The organism is Gymnodinialimonas sp. 202GB13-11, from assembly GCF_040932485.1.
Lineage (GTDB): Bacteria > Pseudomonadota > Alphaproteobacteria > Rhodobacterales > Rhodobacteraceae > Gymnodinialimonas > Gymnodinialimonas hymeniacidonis.
Genome location: NZ_JBFRBH010000001.1, coordinates 354,989 through 372,990, shown reverse-complemented (window position 1 = coordinate 372,990; position 18,002 = coordinate 354,989). Strand labels below are relative to the sequence as shown.

Annotated in this window: 14 protein-coding genes; 9 read left to right on the top strand and 5 right to left on the bottom strand. The window is 63.3% G+C overall.

The genetic code is table 11. The features are described from left to right. Positions 1–7 precede the first annotated feature (7 nt). From V8J81_RS01860 to truA, 4 genes are read right to left on the bottom strand one after another with little or no spacing between them, the layout of a single operon-like run. Complete coding sequence (locus V8J81_RS01860) at positions 8–1,090, bottom strand: T6SS phospholipase effector Tle1-like catalytic domain-containing protein (protein ID WP_368474056.1); 1,083 nt, start codon at positions 1,088–1,090, stop codon at positions 8–10. Beyond that, the gene (locus V8J81_RS01855; protein ID WP_368474055.1) at positions 1,077–3,374 is read right to left on the bottom strand and encodes a xanthine dehydrogenase family protein molybdopterin-binding subunit; all 2,298 of its coding nucleotides are present in this window, start codon (positions 3,372–3,374) and stop codon (positions 1,077–1,079) included. Before V8J81_RS01855 ends, V8J81_RS01860 begins: the two co-directional genes overlap by 14 nt. A gap of 41 nt (positions 3,375–3,415) precedes the next feature. Further along, positions 3,416–5,539 (bottom strand): selenide, water dikinase SelD, encoded by a 2,124-nt coding sequence (selD, locus tag V8J81_RS01850; protein WP_368474054.1) that lies wholly within the window; start codon positions 5,537–5,539, stop codon positions 3,416–3,418. Continuing rightward, positions 5,539–6,342 carry a tRNA pseudouridine(38-40) synthase TruA gene (truA, locus tag V8J81_RS01845; RefSeq protein WP_368474053.1) on the bottom strand — a complete coding sequence of 268 codons (804 nt, stop codon included), beginning with the start codon at positions 6,340–6,342 and terminating at the stop codon, positions 5,539–5,541. Before truA ends, selD begins: the two co-directional genes overlap by 1 nt. Before the next feature lie 103 nt (positions 6,343–6,445). Here truA and V8J81_RS01840 point away from each other — a divergent pair, with 103 nt between their 5' ends. The 4 genes from V8J81_RS01840 (at position 6,446) to V8J81_RS01825 (ending at position 11,529) form a co-directional block, all read left to right on the top strand. Then, positions 6,446–7,858, top strand: coding sequence for a YcjX family GTP-binding protein (locus tag V8J81_RS01840; protein ID WP_368474052.1), 1,413 nt, complete (start codon positions 6,446–6,448; stop codon positions 7,856–7,858). 84 nt (positions 7,859–7,942) lie between these two features. Continuing rightward, positions 7,943–8,947, top strand: a complete 1,005-nt coding sequence (locus V8J81_RS01835) for a YcjF family protein (RefSeq protein ID WP_368474051.1) — start codon at positions 7,943–7,945, stop codon at positions 8,945–8,947. 3 nt (positions 8,948–8,950) lie between these two features. Next, on the top strand, positions 8,951–10,573 hold the full coding sequence (locus tag V8J81_RS01830; RefSeq protein WP_368474050.1) for an FAD-dependent oxidoreductase: 1,623 nt from the start codon (positions 8,951–8,953) through the stop codon (positions 10,571–10,573). 32 nt (positions 10,574–10,605) lie between these two features. Beyond that, on the top strand, positions 10,606–11,529 hold the full coding sequence (locus V8J81_RS01825) for a DMT family transporter (RefSeq protein WP_368474049.1): 924 nt from the start codon (positions 10,606–10,608) through the stop codon (positions 11,527–11,529). On the opposite strand, the gene V8J81_RS01820 is transcribed toward V8J81_RS01825, so the two are convergent. Further along, on the bottom strand, positions 11,498–12,679 hold the full coding sequence (locus tag V8J81_RS01820) for an FAD-dependent oxidoreductase (protein ID WP_368474048.1): 1,182 nt from the start codon (positions 12,677–12,679) through the stop codon (positions 11,498–11,500). The genes V8J81_RS01825 and V8J81_RS01820 overlap by 32 nt on opposite strands. A 121-nt stretch (positions 12,680–12,800) precedes the next feature. On the opposite strand from V8J81_RS01820, the gene V8J81_RS01815 reads away from it, so the two are divergent. The 5 genes from V8J81_RS01815 to V8J81_RS01795 all read left to right on the top strand — a co-directional run bounded on the left by V8J81_RS01815 (position 12,801) and on the right by V8J81_RS01795 (position 17,963). Further along, on the top strand, positions 12,801–13,106 hold the full coding sequence (locus V8J81_RS01815) for a hypothetical protein (protein ID WP_368474047.1): 306 nt from the start codon (positions 12,801–12,803) through the stop codon (positions 13,104–13,106). Between the two features lie 179 nt (positions 13,107–13,285). Next, positions 13,286–16,192, top strand: coding sequence for an isoleucine--tRNA ligase (gene ileS / locus V8J81_RS01810; RefSeq protein WP_368474046.1), 2,907 nt, complete (start codon positions 13,286–13,288; stop codon positions 16,190–16,192). 188 nt (positions 16,193–16,380) lie between these two features. Beyond that, positions 16,381–17,247: a glutathione-dependent disulfide-bond oxidoreductase gene (gene yghU, locus V8J81_RS01805; protein ID WP_368474045.1), complete on the top strand. Its 867-nt coding sequence runs from the start codon at positions 16,381–16,383 to the stop codon at positions 17,245–17,247. Next, positions 17,237–17,470: a DUF3253 domain-containing protein gene (locus V8J81_RS01800; protein ID WP_368474044.1), complete on the top strand. Its 234-nt coding sequence runs from the start codon at positions 17,237–17,239 to the stop codon at positions 17,468–17,470. Before yghU ends, V8J81_RS01800 begins: the two co-directional genes overlap by 11 nt. Positions 17,471–17,501: 31 nt before the next feature. Next, positions 17,502–17,963 carry a methylated-DNA--[protein]-cysteine S-methyltransferase gene (locus V8J81_RS01795; RefSeq protein ID WP_368474043.1) on the top strand — a complete coding sequence of 154 codons (462 nt, stop codon included), beginning with the start codon at positions 17,502–17,504 and terminating at the stop codon, positions 17,961–17,963. Positions 17,964–18,002 lie beyond the last annotated feature (39 nt).

The window sequence follows — 18,002 nt, the reverse complement described above, 5'->3', positions numbered from 1 at the left end:
GGGCCGATCAGCCGGGCGCGGGCTGTCCGTCTGTATCATTGGTGTCGAGCGTTGGAACGCCGGAATGGCCCTTGGCGCTGGGGTGGAGGCGCTCGGACGGGTCAACGCCCACAACGCGCCGCCTGCGGGCCCAGAAGAGTTTGCCGAAGCCCGCGAAATTGCCAATCGAGGGCGCGTCGTGATCCGTTTGAAAGCGGCCCTGCCATCCGACCGGTAGGGAAAGGCCCGCTTCCGCCACCTCTTCCAGCATCCAGACGAGTGAGATGTTGGAGCGGGGACGCGCCGTCGCCCTGCCATTCAACTGGCCGCCGATGTCGCCGTGGTTGCCCTTGAACCAAACCTGTCGCACATCGCGCCCGCTGCGGTTGGGCGCTGTCGTATCCCAAAGAACCGGCGCATAGGCCACGCGGGTTTCATCAAGGGCGAGCGCCTGGCGCGCCACCTCGACATGATCGCCAAGGGTGTGGCTGTGGTAGGGGTGCGGCAGGGGCAAGAAGCGCCAGACCAGCGGATAGCGGATGCCAAGGGCGCGGACAGTGTCGTAAGCACCCAGAAAGCGGATCGGCACCTCCCGGAAACAAACGCGCCCACTCAGCGCCTGCGCGGCCGCGCCCTCCGGGTCTTCGCGGTAGAGGCTGTAGATCTCTTCAACCATGCCTTGGGCGACGAGTTCGCGGCGCAGAAGGCCCATGCGGTCGATCAGCCCGCCGAGCGAGCGGACGGCATAGGCGCCACGCGAATACCCCATCAGAAAAATGCGGTCGCCCGGTTTGTACCCGGTGGCGAGCCATGCATAGGCGCGTTTGATCTGGCGGTTGATGCCGATGCCCGCCATCACCTCATGCGCACGCAGGACGCCACGCCATTGGATGCCCGGCTCGTAATAGAGGCGCACGGTGCTATCAGTGGGAAGGTCCTGCAAGAGGCAGAAGGTGAGGCCGATATTGGTTTCGCAGCCCGGTGTGAGGGATGACATCGTGCCGTCGAGCAGGATGACATGGGTGCAACTGCGCGGCGCATCTACCGGCGCGGGGGGCGCGGCACTGCGCAGGCCGCGCAGCCAGCCAGATATCCGCTCACTCAGCCGCAACTTGGCCCTTCGCCTCCTGCAACATGTGCCACACGCGCGATGGCGTGAACGGCATGTCCACCTGCCGCAGGCCGAGCGGCCAGAGTGCGTCTTGCACAGCGTTGGCGACAGCGCCAAGCGCGCCAACCGTCCCGGCCTCGCCACAGCCCTTCATGCCAAGCGGATTGGCGGTGGAGGGGATTTCCTCGGTGTAGAAGGCGACATAGGGCACGTCATCGGCTCGCGGCATGCCGTAGTCCATGAAGGTGGCGGTCAGAAGCTGGCCGTCTTCGTCATAGACCACCTGTTCAGTGATCGCCTGTCCGATGCCTTGCACGACGCCGCCGTGCACCTGCCCTTCGGCAAGCATCGGGTTCATCAGCACGCCCAAATCATCGACGACGGTGTAGCGGTCGACGCGGGTCTCGCCGGTGTCGGCGTCAATCTCGACCTCGGCGATATGGCAGCCGTTGGGGAAGGAGCGTCCGGGCAGCTTGGTGGTTTCCTCGGACGTGGCAAGGTGGCCTTCGCCCGCCTGATGCGCCTTTTCAGCGGCCTCCAGCAAGGTGACGACGACATTCGAGCCCGGGGCGCGGAACACGCCCTCCTCTGCGTCGAATGTCATGTCGGTGGTGTCCATATTCTTATCCAAGAACGCCGTCAGGTTAGAGATTAGCACATCCGCCGTCTTGCGCATCGCCACTCCCTGCGTTGTGACAGAGCGTGATCCGCCGGTGCCACCGCCTTTGGCGATCAGGTCGCTGTCGCCTTGGACGACCTCGATCTGGTCAAACGGCAGGCCGGTCTGGTCATGCAGGATCTGGCGGTAGACGGTCTCATGTCCCTGCCCGTTCGATTGGGTGCCGACGTAAAGGCGCGCGCCGCCGTCGTGCAGTTCGATCTTTGCGGTCTCGGAGGGGTCGCCGAGGATGCTTTCGATGTAGTAGGCGACGCCAAGGCCGCGATATTTGCCGTTTGCCTCAGACGTGGCGCGGCGGGCGGCGAAGCCTGCGACGTCGCCCTCAGTCGCCGCGCGGGTCAGGACGCGGTTGAATTCGCCAACATCGTAAAGCTCATCTGTGGCCGTCTTGTAGGGGAAGGCCTCGTCAGCGATGAAGTTCGTGCGGCGCAGGTCGAGTGGGTCGACGCCAAGTTCCCGTGCGGCGAAGTCCATCACGCGTTCAAGGGCATAGATCGCCTCGGGCCGCCCTGCCCCGCGATAGGCATCGACTTGCGTGGTGTTGGTGAAGATGCCGCGATTGCGGAAGTACATGGTTTGGATGTCGTAGGGGCCGCAAAGGACGCGAGCAAAGAGGTTCGATTGGATGGCTTGGGCGAATTCCGAGTTGTAAGCGCCCATGTTCGACAGGCTGTCGACCTTGTAGGCGGTGATCTTGTTGTTCGCATCGAAGCCAAGCGTGCAGGTGACGTTCAGGTCGCGGCCCGCATTGTCCGACAGCATGGATTCCGTGCGTTCGCCGATCCAGCGGACGGGGTGGCCCGTTTGGCGGGCAGCGAGCGCCACAAGGCGGTATTCCGGATACTCCATCGCCTTCATGCCGAACCCGCCACCGATGTCGGGGTTCGTCACGCGCACTTGGGTGTCAGACAGGCCAAACCATTTGATGAGGTCATTCTTGGTGCCCCAGACGCCTTGGCCGGTGACCGCGACGTGGAGCTTGTCGCCTTCGGTTTCGGCGAAGGCGCTGCGCGGCTCCATCGAATTGACGATGATGCGGTTATCGTAGGTTGTGAGGGTGACGGTGCGGTTGGCTTGGGCAAGCGCGGCGTCGGTTGCGGCCTCATCCCCGAGGTGAAAATCATAAACGATGTTGTCGGGGGCCGTTTCGTGAATGACGGGGCCGCCGGGGGCGAGGTCGAGTTTGACGGGCAGGTCGTCGAAGTCGAGCTCGATCAGCTCAGCCGCGTCTTTGGCTTGGGCCAGCGTTTCGGCCACGATGAAGGCCACGGCATCGCCCACGAACCGCACCCGGCCTTCGGCAAGGATCGTCCGGGGGGAGGCATCGCCGCGCTCGCCGTCGCGGTTCTTGATGACATGGGCGCGCATCTTGTTCTCAAGACCGGCGGTGGCGAGGTCTTCAGCGGTGATAACGGCGTGGACGCCGGGGGCTTGGCGGGCGTCTTCGGTGTCGAGCGTGAAGGTCGCATGGGCCACGGGCGAGCGCAGGACAAAGGCGTGGAGCGCGTTTTCCGGCGCGATATCATCAGTGTAGCGGCCTGCGCCGGTGAGGAAGCGCTGATCTTCGACACGAGTGACGGATTGGCTGGAGCCGAATTTCGACATGATGCGCGCGCCTTTTTTGGAAGGGTTTGTTGAGGCGGAGACTAAGCCTGTTGCGCGCCGTGTCCAGTGGCCGTGAGGCCGGGCGTTTCGGTGATGGTGCCGATGATCGTGCCGGGCAGGTCGGTGGCGGTTTTGGCGGGCACGGCGGCGAGCAGACCGCCCGCGGTTTGCGGGTCGTGCAGCAGCTCGGCGCGGGCGCCGGTGGCCGCGTTGACGGGGGCCGCCGCCAAGTTCTGCGGATAGAGGGAGGAGCGGATACCTTGGGCGGCGAGGGCCTCGGCTCCAGGCAGCAGCGGCAGGGCGTTGAGGTCGATCTCAGCACCGACATTGGAGGCGGTGCAGATGTTTTGCAGGTGGCCCGAAAGACCGAAGCCGGTGACGTCGGTCATGGCATGGGAGTGGGGGGTGAGGGCTTTGGCGGCGTCAGCGGAGGGCTGTTGCATGGCCTTCCAGCAGGTCAACACGTCTTCACCGGGCGCCTTGCCCTGCATCTCAGCAGCAAGGATCACGCCAGTTCCAAGCGGTTTGGTGAGGATCAGGGCATCGCCGGGTTTCGCGCCGGACAGCGTGATGGGGTCACGGTCGAGCAGGCCGGTGACGGTGAAGCCGACCGTCAGCTCCGCGCCTTCGGTGGAATGGCCGCCAATGATCTCGGCTCCAGCTTCCTCAAACACCGCGCGGGCGGCGTCCATGACTTCATCCAAGGCGCGACCCTGAAGCCGGGCCGTGGCGCGGGGCAGGATAACTTGGGCGAGTGCGGCTTGCGGTGTCGCGCCCATGGCCCAGATGTCGCCAAGCGCGTGGATGGCGGCGACGCGGGCGACGAGGACGGGGTCGAGGGCAATGGCACGCAAGTGGTCGTGACTGAGGACCTGGCGCGTGCCACCGATGGTCAGGACGGCGGCGTCATCGCCGGGGGCTCCACCAAGGACGCCATCAAGCGCCAGTGCGCCCAGTTTCGCGCCGCAGCCACCGCAGGGGGCCGGGCCTGACAGCTCAGCCGCGACGCCTTTGGCCGCGTCCTTCGGCACGGCAGGCGCAGGCATTTCAGGCAGATGGCGGAACTGGTCCATAAACTTCTGGTCGATGCTGTTCTTCCAGCGCCAGAGGGGGCGACCGGCACGGGCGAGGCCCGCTTTCTCAGCCACGGCAACCTTGTCGCCCATCGAGATGAGCTTGAGGAAATCCTTCTGAGGGTGGAACGGCTTGCGCTGTGATCCGGTCAGATCAGCACGCAGGTTGTGCGTCAGGATCGGTGCGGCGCGCACAGCGTAGACGCCCGCCTTAGGGCGCGGATCGTGGACGATATGGGCGCAATCACCTGCGGCGTAGATGGTTTTGTCGGCGGTTGAGCGGAGGTATTTGTCCACCTCCAGAAATCCATCGCGGCACGGCAGGCCCGTCTCGGCCACCCAAGCCTGCGGCGTGGCTCCGGCGGTGCCGATGGTCAGGTCGGAGGGGATGTGGCGGCCATCTTCCAGCACCACGGCGTCAGCCTCAACAGAGGCGGGGACGGCGTTCTCGATGACATCTACGCCATGTTCAATGAGCGCGCCCATCAGGCGGGTGCGGGCAGCGGGAACCACGCTCGAGAGCACCTTGCCCCGGTCGATGACGGAAACGCTGACCTCTCGGTTCAGGCCATTCATGCGGTGGACAGCGGCCATGGCCACTTCGCAGCCGGCGACACCGCCGCCAAGGATCGCGATGCGGATCGGGCCTTTGCCTGCGCAGCGCTCGGCCCAGATGTCCGCAAAGCGCCCGAGGGGTTTGGCCGGAACGCCATGTTCGGCAAAGCCAGGCAGAACAGGCATTTCGGCGGTGATCCCGACGTCGAGAGAGACGAGGTCATAGCGCACCTCTCGCCCGGACCCGAGGCGCACGATCTTGGCCTCGGGGTCCAATGCAACGGCGCGATCCACAATCAGACGCGCGCCCGCGAAACGGGCGAGGCGGACGAGATCAATGTCCAACTCGTCGCGCGTGTAATGGCCTGCGATATGGCCGGGCAGCATGCCGGAATAAGGCGCGGTAGCGCCAGGGTTGATGAGGGTGACGCGGACGCCCGGCACCGGTTTCATGCCCCATTTGCGCAACACGAGCGCATGGGTGTGACCGCCGCCGACGAAGACCAGATCTTTCACGATAGGAACTTGTTGCTCCATCACGGGGCCTCCACTTGCGTTTCGCGCCAGCCGGATTGAAACGGATCATCGGTATAGCCAACAGCGGTCATGTAAAGGCCATCGGGCGGGGCGACGGGGCCGCAGGCGGCGCGGTCGACAGCTTCAAGCGCTGTGCGGACATCGTCCGGCTCCCACGAACCGGCACCGACCCGTTCGAGCGTGCCGACGATGGAGCGGACCTGATTGTGCAGGAAAGAGCGCGCCTTAAGGTGGAAGCGGATTTCGCGCCCGCCGCCCAGGGCCGGGGCCTCTTCCACCTCGATCGTGTCGAGTGTTTTGACCGGGGATTGCGCCTGACAATGAACCGCGCGGAAGGTGGTGAAGTCATGCTTGCCGATCAGATGGCGCGCGCCCTCGGCCATGGCCGCGACATCCAGATCGCCGCGCACTTGCCAAACGAAGCCCGCGTCATGGACAACCGGCGCGCGGCGGCAGACTAAGCGGTACGTGTAGCTGCGTGACAGGGCCGAGAAACGCGCACTGAAATCCTCTGGCACCTCAGTGCAGGCGGTGATCGCAACCGGCGCAGGCTTGAGGTGCCAGTTCAGCGCCTCGGCCAGACGGAAAGGATCCCACGGCTTTTCCAGATCAACCGAAGCCACCTGCCCCGTGGCGTGAACCCCGGCATCGGTGCGGCCAGCGGTCGTTGTGCGAGGCTCAACCGATTGCAGCTTGGCCAACGCCTCTTCCAGCGTCTGCTGGACGCTTGGCACATTGGCCTGACGCTGCCAGCCCGCGAAGGGGCGGCCGTCATATTCTATGCGGAAGGCGTAGCGGGGCATGGCACGGGGCTACCCCAGTTGATCTTCCCCGTCCATCGCCCCTCGAAACCTTTGAAGCGAATGACTATCCTTGTGGGGTCACAAGCGCGAGAGGATGCCCCCCTTGGTGATCGGAGCCATTGCAGACACCCTGGGCCGGGGGATCGAGACCGTGACTGACGGTGTCTCGGAGATGTTGTTTGAGCCGGTGATCCGCTTGGGCGTCACCGGCCTCGCACGGTCGGGCAAGACGGTGTTTATCACCTCGCTTGTCGCGAACCTGATGGACCGAGGCCGGATGGCGGGGCTTGAGGCAGCAGCAGGTGGCCGGATCGAGGCCGCGTTCCTGCAACCGCAACCCGACGATACTGTGCCGAGGTTCGAGTTTGAGAGCCATCTAGCAGCGATGACGGGGCCGGAGCCGTTCTGGCCGGAAAGCACGCGCTCGGTCAGTGAGTTGCGCCTGTCCCTGCGGGTCAGGCCGAAGGGCTTGTTATCGGGGTTCTCCGGCCCACGGACGGTGCATCTGGATATCGTGGACTATCCCGGCGAATGGCTGCTGGATCTGGCCCTGCTGGACATGGGTTTCGCCGGGTGGTCGGCCGAGGCATTGGCAAAGGCACAGGCTCGCGCAGAGGGTGCTGGGTTCGTGGCGCAGCTTGAAGGGCTGGATGCGACCGCCAAGCTGGATGAGAGCGCGGCGAAGGCCTTGGCGGATGGATGGACGGGGTATCTGAACGCGGCGCGGATGGCAGGCTATTCGGATTGCACGCCGGGGCGTTTCCTGTTGCCCGGTGATCTGGAAGGCTCGCCTGCGCTGACCTTTGCGCCGCTGCCGCCGGGAGCGTCGCCACGCGGATCATTGGCGCGGGAGTTCGCGCGGCGGTTCGAGGCGTATAAGTCGCAGGTCGTGAAGCCCTTCTTCCGGGCGCATTTCTCGCGGATCGACAGGCAGGTCGTGTTGGTCGACGCCCTTGGCGCGATCCACAATGGGCCGCGCGCGGTGGAGGATTTGCGGCAGGCGCTAAGCGGTATTCTGGGCAGCTTCCGGCCCGGGCGGAATACGTTCCTGACCTCGATCCTCGGCAAGCGGGTGGACAGGATCCTGTTTGCGGCGACGAAGGCGGACCATCTGCATCATGACCAGCACGGAAAGCTGCAGAGCATCATGGAGGCGTTGGTGTCGGACGCCCGGCGTAAGGCGGATTTCTCGGGTGCAGAGACCGGTGCGATGGCGATTGCGGCCCTGCGCGCTACGGTGGAAGAGACCCGGCGCGTGAATGGCGCGGATCTGGGCGTGGTACGCGGCGCATTGCTGGAAGGTGGCAAACAGGCGGCCATGCATCCCGGCGATTTGCCGGCGGATCCGCAGGTGTTGCTGGCCCCGGCGCGCGAGGGTGCAGAGGCGTGGCTGGATGCGGAATATGGGGTGATGAAATTTGCGCCCGCGCCGCTTTCGCTGAGGGCCGGGGAAGGGCCGCCCCATATCCGGCTGGACCGTGCAGCGGAGTTTCTGATCGGGGACAAGTTGCGATGACAAAGCCGTTTTCCAGCCTGCATCTTGGGGGCCAGCCCCCAAACCGCCGAGGTATTTTTGAAACCAGGAAGCAGGGGGCGCGCTGTGAGTGAGCGAAAAGGCCCCGTGCTGATCGAATTGGATGACGCGCCGGAGGCCGGGCCTGAACTGGCTGCCCCAGTGCCGGATGTGGGGATGCCGCTGCCGGAAGGCAAAGCCATGCAGGTTGTGGCAACGTTGGGCGCACGCAGGCCGTCTTGGCTCGCGCGGTTCTTCTGGTCGGCTCTTGTGGCGTTGATCGGGTTTGTGGCGTCCCTCACGGCGTGGAATTTCGTGACTGGCTTGCTGGCGTCGAATCCTGTCTTGGGCTGGGTGGCGTTTGCGCTGATCGGCGCAGTCGTGTTGGCGCTTTTGCTGATCTGTCTTCGAGAGCTGGCCGCATTTTCGCGCCTTGGTCGCCTCGACAAAGTGCATCGCGCGGCAGAAGCGGCGTTGGCCTCTGGCGATGTTAAGGCCGCACGGGACGTGGCACGGCGCATTTCGACGCTTTATGCTGGACGCGCGGAGGTACGGTTGGGGCGCGAGACGCTCGACCGCCAGCGCGAGGAATTGTTCGATCCGGCCAGCCTGTTTGCCTTGGCCGAGGCGGAGGTGATGGCCCCTCTGGACGCCATGGCCGAGCGGGAGGTTGAGGCAGCGGCGCGGCAGGTGGCGACAGTTACGGCGCTGGTGCCGCTGGCCTTCGCGGACATCATCGCAGCGCTCACCTCCAACCTGCGGATGATCCGAAAGATCGCAGAAATCTATGGCGGCCGGGCGGGTACTTTGGGGGCCTGGCGTTTGACTCGGGCGGTTTTGACCCATCTTGTTGCCACAGGCGCGGTTGCCGTGGGGGACGATCTGTTGGGCTCTGCCGTTGGCGGCTCGGTCCTGTCCAAGCTATCGCGCCGCTTTGGCGAAGGCTTGGTCAACGGCGCGCTGACCGCGCGCGTTGGCGTGGCCGCGATGGAAGTCTGTCGCCCCCTGCCCTTCGGCACCGGGCGCAGGCCAAGTGTGACCGGTTTGATCAAACGCGCCCTGACGGGCCTGTTCAACGGACGGGAAGGATAAGCGATGGAAACGCTTGCGGCTGATCTGCGGACCATGGTGCGCACGCCCCTGGAGGAGGCCCATGTCGCCGCGATGCGCAAGGTCGGCTCTGAGCGCACGCTTAAGGCTGGCGAAGTTCTGCACCACGCAGGCGATCTTGTGGATGAGTTTTGCTACCTTCTGGCGGGCGAAATGGAGGCGGTCGATCCCGCCACCGGCGGGCGTTACGGAGATGGCGCGACGCTCGGTCCGACGCAGTTTGCGGGTGACATCGCGTTCCTGCATGGCGGGGCCTATTCCATGGCGTTGCGGGCGGTCCAGGACACAACACTGCTATGTGTTGAACGGCATACCATGCTCGACCTCATGTCGCGCATCCCTGAGATGTCGGACATCATCATATCGGTCTTCGCAGCCCGCAGACGGGGGCAGTTGGAGCGCGAAGCCTCAGCCCTGACTTTGATCGGCGCAGAAGTGGATCGCAACATTCGCCGGATCGCCGCCTTTGCCGGGCGCAATCGCATCCCCGTACGGTCCCTGACACTGGATGAGGCGGAAGCCGAAGCGGTCGCCCATGCCTGCTCCATCGCGCCGAACGCACCTGCGGTGATTTTTGGCAAAGGCGAGGTAATCGCAGACCCAACCCCGCGCAAGATCGCGGCGCGCATGGGCTTGGACCTGAGTTTCGAGGAAGATGAACTCCATGATGTGCTCATCGTCGGCGGGGGCCCGGCGGGCGTGGCAGCGGCGGTTTATGCGGGATCGGAAGGCCTCAAGGCGCTGGTGGTCGAGGATCTTGCGATTGGCGGACAGGCCGGAACGTCAAGTCGGATTGAGAATTACATGGGCTTTCCCACCGGTATCTCTGGCGCAGACCTGTGCTGGCGCGGCGAAGTGCAGGCGATGAAGTTCGGCACACGCTTCGCTGTGCCGCGCCGAGCCGCCGAGTTGCAGCGCAAGGATGATGGTACATTTCATGTCACGCTTGATGACGGGGCCGAAACCTGCGCGCGCGCCTTGGTTGTGGCGACCGGCGTACAGTATCGCAAACTGCCGATTGAACGGCTCGAAGAGTTTGAGAGCGCTGGCATTTACTACGCCGCAACTGATGTTGAAGCGCGGTTCTGCCGCAATACGGAAGTGGTCGTCATTGGCGGCGGGAACTCGGCCGGTCAGGCAGCGATGTTCCTGAGCCGTACGGCCAAACATGTACACGTTCTGGTGCGGGGCGACAGCCTTGCCGCTTCCATGTCGCGCTACCTGACCGATCGGCTGGAGGCTCATCCACGCATCACCATTCATTATCGCACCCAAATGACCTGCTGCCATGGCGAAGCTGAGCTCGACGCGATCACCATCCGCAACACGGGTGACGGGCAGGATTGGCAAATCAAGACTCGCGCCGTCTTTGTGATGGTGGGTGCGGCGCCGAATACAGAATGGCTGTCCGGTTTGGTTGAGTTGAACCCACAAGGCTTTGTGAAGACCGGCGCCGATGTGGGGCAGTCGAGCGCCTATTCTACCTCGTGCCCTGGCATATACGCAGTGGGCGATGTTCGGGCGGGGAGTGTGAAACGGGTCGCTAGTGCAGTGGGCGAAGGATCGGTCGTGATCAGCCGCGTCTGGGAATATCTGAACGCGGACTAGCGGGCCGGCGCGCCCCGTGCCATTCAGTCACCATGGCCCGCGACACCTCCACTGACCGCCCCCTTTTGGGCATCTTGCTGATGTTCGGCTTCTGTGCGGTCATCCCTTTTGCGGATGCCTTGGCGAAGCTGTTGGGTGAGGAATTTCCGCTATTCCAGCTAATTGTCGTGCGCTTTGTCACGCAGGCCTTGCTGTTCACACCGATGGCCCTGATGGCAGGGGCGGCGCTTTTCCCTTCGGCCAGGGTGGCCGGCCTGACAGCCCTTCGTGCAGCGCTACAAATCTCAGGCCTGTTGATGATGTTCTCTGCCTTGCGCTTCCTGCCTTTGGCGGATGCGGTGGCAATTGCGTTCGTCATGCCCTTCCTCATGCTCTTGCTCGGGCGTTTTTTCCTGGATGAAGAGGTCGGACCGCGCCGCCTGATCGCTTGTGCGGTGGGGTTTGTGGGTACGCTCATGGTTGTCCAACCCAGTTTTGCAGCGGTCGGTTGGGCGGCGTTGCTGCCGATTGGCGTGGCCATCGTGTTTGCCTTTTTCATGCTGGTCACCCGCGCGATGGCGAAGGAGATCGACCCGCTGGCGCTCCAAGCCTCATCTGGGTTGCTGGCGTTGCCGTTCGTGACGCCGCTGGTCTTTTTGCCGATGGCCGAGACCGCACCGTTGGTCGGGTGGTTGCCGCCGATGGGCGCGGAGATCTGGTTGTTCGTGGCCTTGGGAGTATTCGGGTCCATCGGGCATTTGCTGATGACATGGTCCCTGCGCTTCGCGCCGTCGGCCACGCTGGCCCCGATGCAATATCTTGAGATCCCGATGGCGACCCTGGTGGGCTTCGTAATGTTCAGCGACCTGCCCAACGGGTTGGCCGCCGCCGGGATCGCGGTGACGATTGCCTCGGGCCTTTACATCGTGATGCGGGAACGCGCCGTCAGTCGGAACGCGGCGTCAGGGACGCCATAGGCGGCACAAGGTCGCCGCAGACCAGCTTTGTCAGGATCGCAGGCACCGGAAATGTACGGCTAAGCGGGGCAAGTACGCGGTCGCGCAGGACCGGCAAGGCCCGGCTATCGCTTTGATATTGCGGCGTGAACGAAGCCGACATCATCTGATAAAGCCAGACATGCCAGCGCCGTGCCATCGCGTAGCGGCGCAGGGCCTCCTCCACCGTTGCCTGCCGCAAAGCCAATTGCAAAGCGCGCGCATCGAGCAGTGCCATATTTGCCCCCTGCCCCAGTTGCGGCGAGGCGCGATGGGCAGCATCGCCGATATGGACGAGGCCGTCATCGTAGGGCCGCCGCAAGGTGCCGTGGGTGTAGGTGGCGCGGGTAAAGTCAGAATGGTCGAGCGTGTCGGGTAGGAACGCCGCGAATTCAGGCCAAAGCGCCTCGGCCTCGGCGCGCCACTCGGAGAAAGGGCGCGCGAAATGCCCGTCTATTGCATAGGCCTTGAGGGAATAGAAGATTGCGGCGAGGCGTGTGTCCGCCGTCGGTCTCATGATACCAACCGGCAGAACGCCCAACATGCGGTCGGCGCGACGATAGCGCTGGGTCAGGCGGTCTTCGGGGAACGGGGCGTTGTCGGGCCAGGGAACGGTCGCCCAAACTGCGCCGTAAGGCAGCGGACGAGATTTGAGCGGCGACAGAGGAGAGCCCGCGCCAAGCGCATCGACGATCAGATCATAGGGACCGTCCCATTCGTGTTCGATCACAAGGAACTGCCCATCGCGCGCGCGAACGGGACTGTCTGCGATGATGGTCGTACCCGCGGAATCCGCAGCCGCGTAGAGCGCCTCAAACAAGGCCGCGCGGTGAATGCCAAGCCCCTGACGCTCGATGGATTTTCCGTAAGAGACGGAGAGAACCGTGCGGTTTTGATCGACCTCGTCACCGAACATGGTGGCAATCCTTGTGCCACGCGCTAGTGCCTCATCCGCGGCACCACAGGCGCGCAGAACCTCCATGCCAACGGGCTGGATGACCAGCCCGGAGCCGACCGGTCGGGGCATGTCGAATTGATCGAAGACAGTGACCTTGTGGCCGTCCCCGGCCAATAGGGCAGCGGCGGCAAGCCCGCCGATCCCGGCGCCGGCAATCGCGATATTCTGTTTCATGATCCGAACGATAGCTGCCCCTGCGCCCACGACCATGCGGCAGGTTGTGGCGGATTCCCTGACTTGCCCCATAGGCCATGCATTCGCACGGTGGGGGCCTTCAAATTAAGGACCCCTTCTTATGACATTTTCCGATCTTTCAGGCAGCGCCAAAGGTGCGGCCGTGCTTGCCATTCTGAGCCTTCTGATCAGCATCAATTTCAGCTCCACCTCGAACCTCAATGGCGTGGTGAATTGCAGCTATTTCGACGTCGCCAAACTGGGCTTTGGCGTTCTCGCCGTTCTCGTCGGTCTGGGGGGCGTGATGAGCGCGCGCAAGGATCTGTCTTCGGCCCGCACCATGAACATGGTGGTTCCCGGCATCGCGGCCCTTGTGGGTGTTTTCAGCGCTCTGGTGGGTCTTGGCCTTATTGGCGGGCCGTGCTGAGGCTTTGACCTTCCCGGCGCGCGGGCTTATACCGCGCGCCATGACCAAGCTTTTCGCCATCGTCATTCGAATTAGCAGCCCGGCGCTCTGATCCATTCAGGCCGCCGGGAGAAGGTGCTTGAGCATTCGCACCGCCCTGCTAAACCCCATTGCAAATTCCGATGACGAGGAGCGCCCCCATGTGCGCCGACACCACATCCGTGGATTATAAAGACACGTTGAACCTGCCGAAAACCGACTTCCCCATGCGCGCGGGCCTGCCCAAGCGCGAGCCCGAATGGCTGGCCCGGTGGGAAAAGATTGGCGTCTACGATCGCTTGCGCGAGAAGGAGGGCCGCCAGCCCTTCACCCTGCACGACGGCCCGCCCTATGCCAACGGCCACCTGCACATCGGCCACGCGCTGAACAAGACGATCAAGGATATCATCGTCCGCTCCCATCAGATGATGGGCTATGACAGCCGCTATATCCCCGGCTGGGATTGCCACGGCCTGCCCATCGAATGGAAGATCGAGGAGCAGTACCGCAAGAAGGGCAAGAACAAGGACGACGTCGATATCGTCGAGTTCCGGCAGGAATGCCGCGACTTCGCGGACCATTGGGTCGGCGTGCAGCGCGAGGAATTCAAACGCCTTGGCGTGACGGGGACCTGGGAAAAGCCATACCTGACGATGGATTTCCGTGCCGAGCGTGTGATTGCGGAGGAATTCCAGAAGTTCCTGATGAACGGGACGCTCTATCAAGGCTCCAAGCCTGTGATGTGGTCGCCCATAGAGCAGACAGCCTTGGCCGAGGCGGAGGTGGAGTACCACGACAAGGACAGCTTCACGATCTGGGTGAAGTTCGAAGCCCATGGCGGAGCCAATGATCTCGAGGGCGCTTTCGTCGTCATCTGGACGACCACGCCCTGGACGATACCGTCGAACAAGGCCGTCGCGTTCGGGCGTGACATCTCTTACGGCCTCTATGAAGTCACCGGCACACCCGACGAATCCTGGGCCAAGGTCGGTGACAAATACCTTCTCGCCGATACACGGGCCGCGGACGTTATGGCCCGTGCCCGTCTGGAAGACGGCATGTGGGCGCGTGTGCGCGACGTAACTACAGAAGAACTACAGAGTCTTTACTTGTTGCATCCCCTCGCAAATGCCGATGGCGCTGACGGCGAATGGGATGACCCGCGCGACTTCCGCCATGGCGATTTCGTTAGCGACGAGGAAGGCACCGGCTTCGTCCATTGCGCGCCCTCCCACGGGATGGAAGAATATGAACTCTACCGCGACCTCGGCATGTTGGAACAGGTCATCACTTACAACGTGATGGACGACGGATCCTTCCGGCCCGATCTGCCCTTCTTCGGCGGCCACTACATCCTCAGCCGCAAGGGCGGGGAAGGCACGGCAAACAAAGCCGTCATCGACAAGCTGGTCGAGGTTGGCGGGCTGCTGGCGCGTGGCAAGATCCACCATTCCTATCCGCATTCGTGGCGCTCGAAAGCGCCGGTGATCTACCGCAACACGCCGCAATGGTTTGCAGCTATCGACAAAGACATGTCGGTTGGGGACGATACGTTCACCATCCGTGGCCGTGCGCTGGAAGAGATCGACAAGGTCAGATGGACCCCGCAATCGGGGCGCAACCGCCTGCATTCGATGATGGAAGCGCGGCCAGATTGGGTGTTGAGCCGCCAGCGGGCCTGGGGTGTGCCGCTGACCTGTTTCACCAAGAAAGGCGCATTGCCAACGGACTCCGACTACCTGCTGCGCAATGAGGCCGTGAATGCGCGCATCCTTGAGGCGTTCGAGGCGGAGGGCGCGGATGCCTGGTACAAGCCCGGCGCGAAGGAACGGTTCCTTGGCAATGACGTGAACGCCGAGGACTACGATCAGGTCTTCGACATTCTCGATGTGTGGTTTGACAGCGGCTCCACCCACGCTTTCGTATTGCGCGACCGGGAAGATGGCACCGATGACGGCATCGCCGACGTTTACATGGAGGGCACCGACCAGCATCGCGGCTGGTTCCATTCTTCGCTTCTGCAATCGGTCGGCACGCAAGGTCACGCGCCCTACCGCAACGTGGTAACGCACGGCTTCACGCTGGATGAGAAGGGCATGAAGATGTCCAAATCCATCGGCAACACCATCGTGCCGGAGGAGGTCATCAAGCAGTACGGCGCCGATATCCTGCGCCTGTGGGTGGCTCAGACGGACTACACCGCCGACCAGCGCATCGGGCCGGAGATCCTGAAAGGCACAGCGGATAGCTATCGCCGCCTACGCAACACGATGCGGTTCATGTTGGGGTCTTTGGCAGACTTTTCCGAAGCCGACCGGATTGAGCCTGCGGATATGCCGGAGTTGGAGCGTTGGGTACTGCATCGCTTAGCTGAGCTGGATCAGGTGGTCCGAGAGGGTTATGCCAAATTCGATTTCCAGGGCGTGTTCCAGGCCGTTTTCACCTTTGCGACGACCGACCTGTCGGCCTTTTACTTCGACATCCGCAAGGACGCGCTTTACTGCGACGGCGACACCGCGCGTCGGCGGGCGGCCCGGACGGTGCTGGACATCCTGTTCCACCGTTTGACCACTTGGCTTGCGCCGATCCTCGTCTTCACGATGGAAGAAGTCTGGCTGGAACGGTTCCCGGGCGAAGATAGCTCGGTACATCTGGTCGACATCCCCGAAACGCCTGCCGCTTGGCGGGACGAGGCACTGGCCGCGAAATGGTCCAAGGTGCGGGCCGCGCGCCGGGTGGTGACGGCGGCGCTGGAAGTGCAGCGTCGTGACAAGGTCATCGGAGCGTCGCTGGAGGCCGCGCCGGTCGTCCATGTGGACGATGCTGGCACCCTGGTGGCCCTGAAATCGGTCGCGTTCGAAGATATGGCGATCACGTCCGACATCACGCTGACGGCAGATCCGGCCCCGGCGGAAGCTTTCCGCCTGCCAGAAGTCGAAGGCGTCGCGGCGGTTTTCGAGAAGGCCGAGGGCGAGAAATGCATGCGATGCTGGAAGATCCTGCCTGATGTAGGCACACATTCCCACGAAGGCGTCTGCGGTCGTTGTGATGAGGCGCTTTCGGCCTGACCCACCCGCTGTTTAGATGAAAAGCCGCGCTCAGTCTCTGGGCGCGGCTTTGCTTTTCAGGTGCCGGATTATGCCTATTTTTTGAAGCAAAGGTGGGCGGAGTGCGCACCCGCACAGCCCTCTGCGCCTTGGGTTTCTGCGGGGCGCGACCTAAGTTGCGTTGAACGGGAAACGCAGGAGGCCGCGCCATGGCACGTCAGGAAGAATATACGCCCCCCAAGGTTTGGACGTGGGACAAGGAGAACGGGGGCGAATGGGCGTCTCTGAACCGGCCCATCGCAGGCGCGACCCATGACAAAGAGCTTCCCGTAGGGGAGCATCCCTTCCAGCTGTATTCGCTAGGCACGCCCAATGGCGTGAAAGTCACCGTGCTGTTCGAGGAATTGCTGGAGGCGGGCTTTTCGGACGCCGAATACGATGCATGGCTGATCCGCATCGGGGATGGCGACCAATTTGGGTCGGGCTTCGTAGAGGTGAACCCGAATTCCAAGATACCGGCCCTGATGGACCATTCCGGGCCGGAGCCCGTTCGGGTGTTTGAATCCGTCGCAATCATGATGCATCTGGCCGAGAAATTCGGAGCTTTCATGGGACCGGACAAGGCGCGGCCGGAATTGCTGTCGTGGCTAATGTGGCAGATGGGTAGCGCGCCGTTTCTGGGCGGCGGCTTTGGCCATTTCTACGCCTATGCCCCCTACCCGATGGAATACCCGATCAATCGCTATGCGATGGAAAGCAAGCGGCAGATGGATGTGCTCGACAAGCATCTGGCCGAGAATGAGTGGATGGCGGGCGGCGAATACACCATTGCCGATATGGCCATCTGGCCGTGGTACGGGCGGATGGTGACGGAAGGCGGCTACAACGCGAGCGAATTCCTGTCGGTGCATGATTACACCCATTTGACGCGATGGGCCGAGGCCATCCTCATGCGGCCGGGTGTGCAGCGCGGGCGGATGGTAAACCGCACCTCGGGCGAGCCCCATGAACAATTGTGGGAACGGCATTCGGCGGAAGACTTCGAGACCAAGACGCAGGACAAGATTGGCGGATGATGCGCTGATTGCCGAGGTTCTGCTGCGGCTGGCGACAGAGCGGGCGGGAAAAACCTTTTGCCCATCAGAGGCCGCGCGCGCAGTGGCGGAGGATTGGCGGCCCCTGATGCCAGATGTCCGGCGTGTGGCTGCTGAACTGGGCCTACGTGCAACGCAGCGGGGCGTTGAAGTCGACCCGCTGACAGCGCGCGGACCAATTCGGTTGGCGCAGGATCCGGGTTGAGATTTCGCGGCAGTCCAGACAGGCTCAGGTCATGGACGGAAATCGTATTAGCGTAGAGACGCCAGTTGGCCCGGTCTATGTCGAGGAGGCGGACGGCGCGATTGTGCGCGCCGGTTGGAGCCGGATTGATACGCCCATGGAAAGCGATTTACTGTGTGAGGCTGCGGCAGAATTGGACGCCTATTTCAGCGGTCGCCTGACGGATTTCACAGTGCCGATCCGACATGGGCGGGATGATGCAACGGGCCGTGTCTTGGACGCGATGCGCGCGATCCCAATGGGTAAGACGCGCAGCTACGGAGATGTTGCGCAGGAGGTCGGGCTACCCGCACAGGCGGTCGGTCAAGCCTGCGGCGCGAACCGAATTCCAATCCTGATCCCTTGTCATCGCATTTTGGGTGCGAGCGGCTTGGGCGGGTTCTCTGCCCCCGGTGGTGTCGAGACGAAAGTATGGCTTTTGCGACATGAGGGAGCGGCAGGGCTACTGCTATGAGGTAAAGATCACACAATCCCAATCTATCCTCGATTTATC

Coding starts and splice junctions, on each gene's coding strand:
- V8J81_RS01855 (WP_368474055.1), bottom strand. CDS start 3,374: ATGTCGAAATTCGGCTCCAGCCAATCCGTCACTCGTGTCGAAGATCAG.
- selD (WP_368474054.1), bottom strand. CDS start 5,539: ATGGAGCAACAAGTTCCTATCGTGAAAGATCTGGTCTTCGTCGGCGGC.
- truA (WP_368474053.1), bottom strand. CDS start 6,342: ATGCCCCGCTACGCCTTCCGCATAGAATATGACGGCCGCCCCTTCGCG.
- V8J81_RS01830 (WP_368474050.1), top strand. CDS start 8,951: ATGGAAACGCTTGCGGCTGATCTGCGGACCATGGTGCGCACGCCCCTG.
- V8J81_RS01825 (WP_368474049.1), top strand. CDS start 10,606: ATGGCCCGCGACACCTCCACTGACCGCCCCCTTTTGGGCATCTTGCTG.
- V8J81_RS01820 (WP_368474048.1), bottom strand. CDS start 12,679: ATGAAACAGAATATCGCGATTGCCGGCGCCGGGATCGGCGGGCTTGCC.
- V8J81_RS01815 (WP_368474047.1), top strand. CDS start 12,801: ATGACATTTTCCGATCTTTCAGGCAGCGCCAAAGGTGCGGCCGTGCTT.
- ileS (WP_368474046.1), top strand. CDS start 13,286: ATGTGCGCCGACACCACATCCGTGGATTATAAAGACACGTTGAACCTG.
- yghU (WP_368474045.1), top strand. CDS start 16,381: ATGGCACGTCAGGAAGAATATACGCCCCCCAAGGTTTGGACGTGGGAC.
- V8J81_RS01795 (WP_368474043.1), top strand. CDS start 17,502: ATGGACGGAAATCGTATTAGCGTAGAGACGCCAGTTGGCCCGGTCTAT.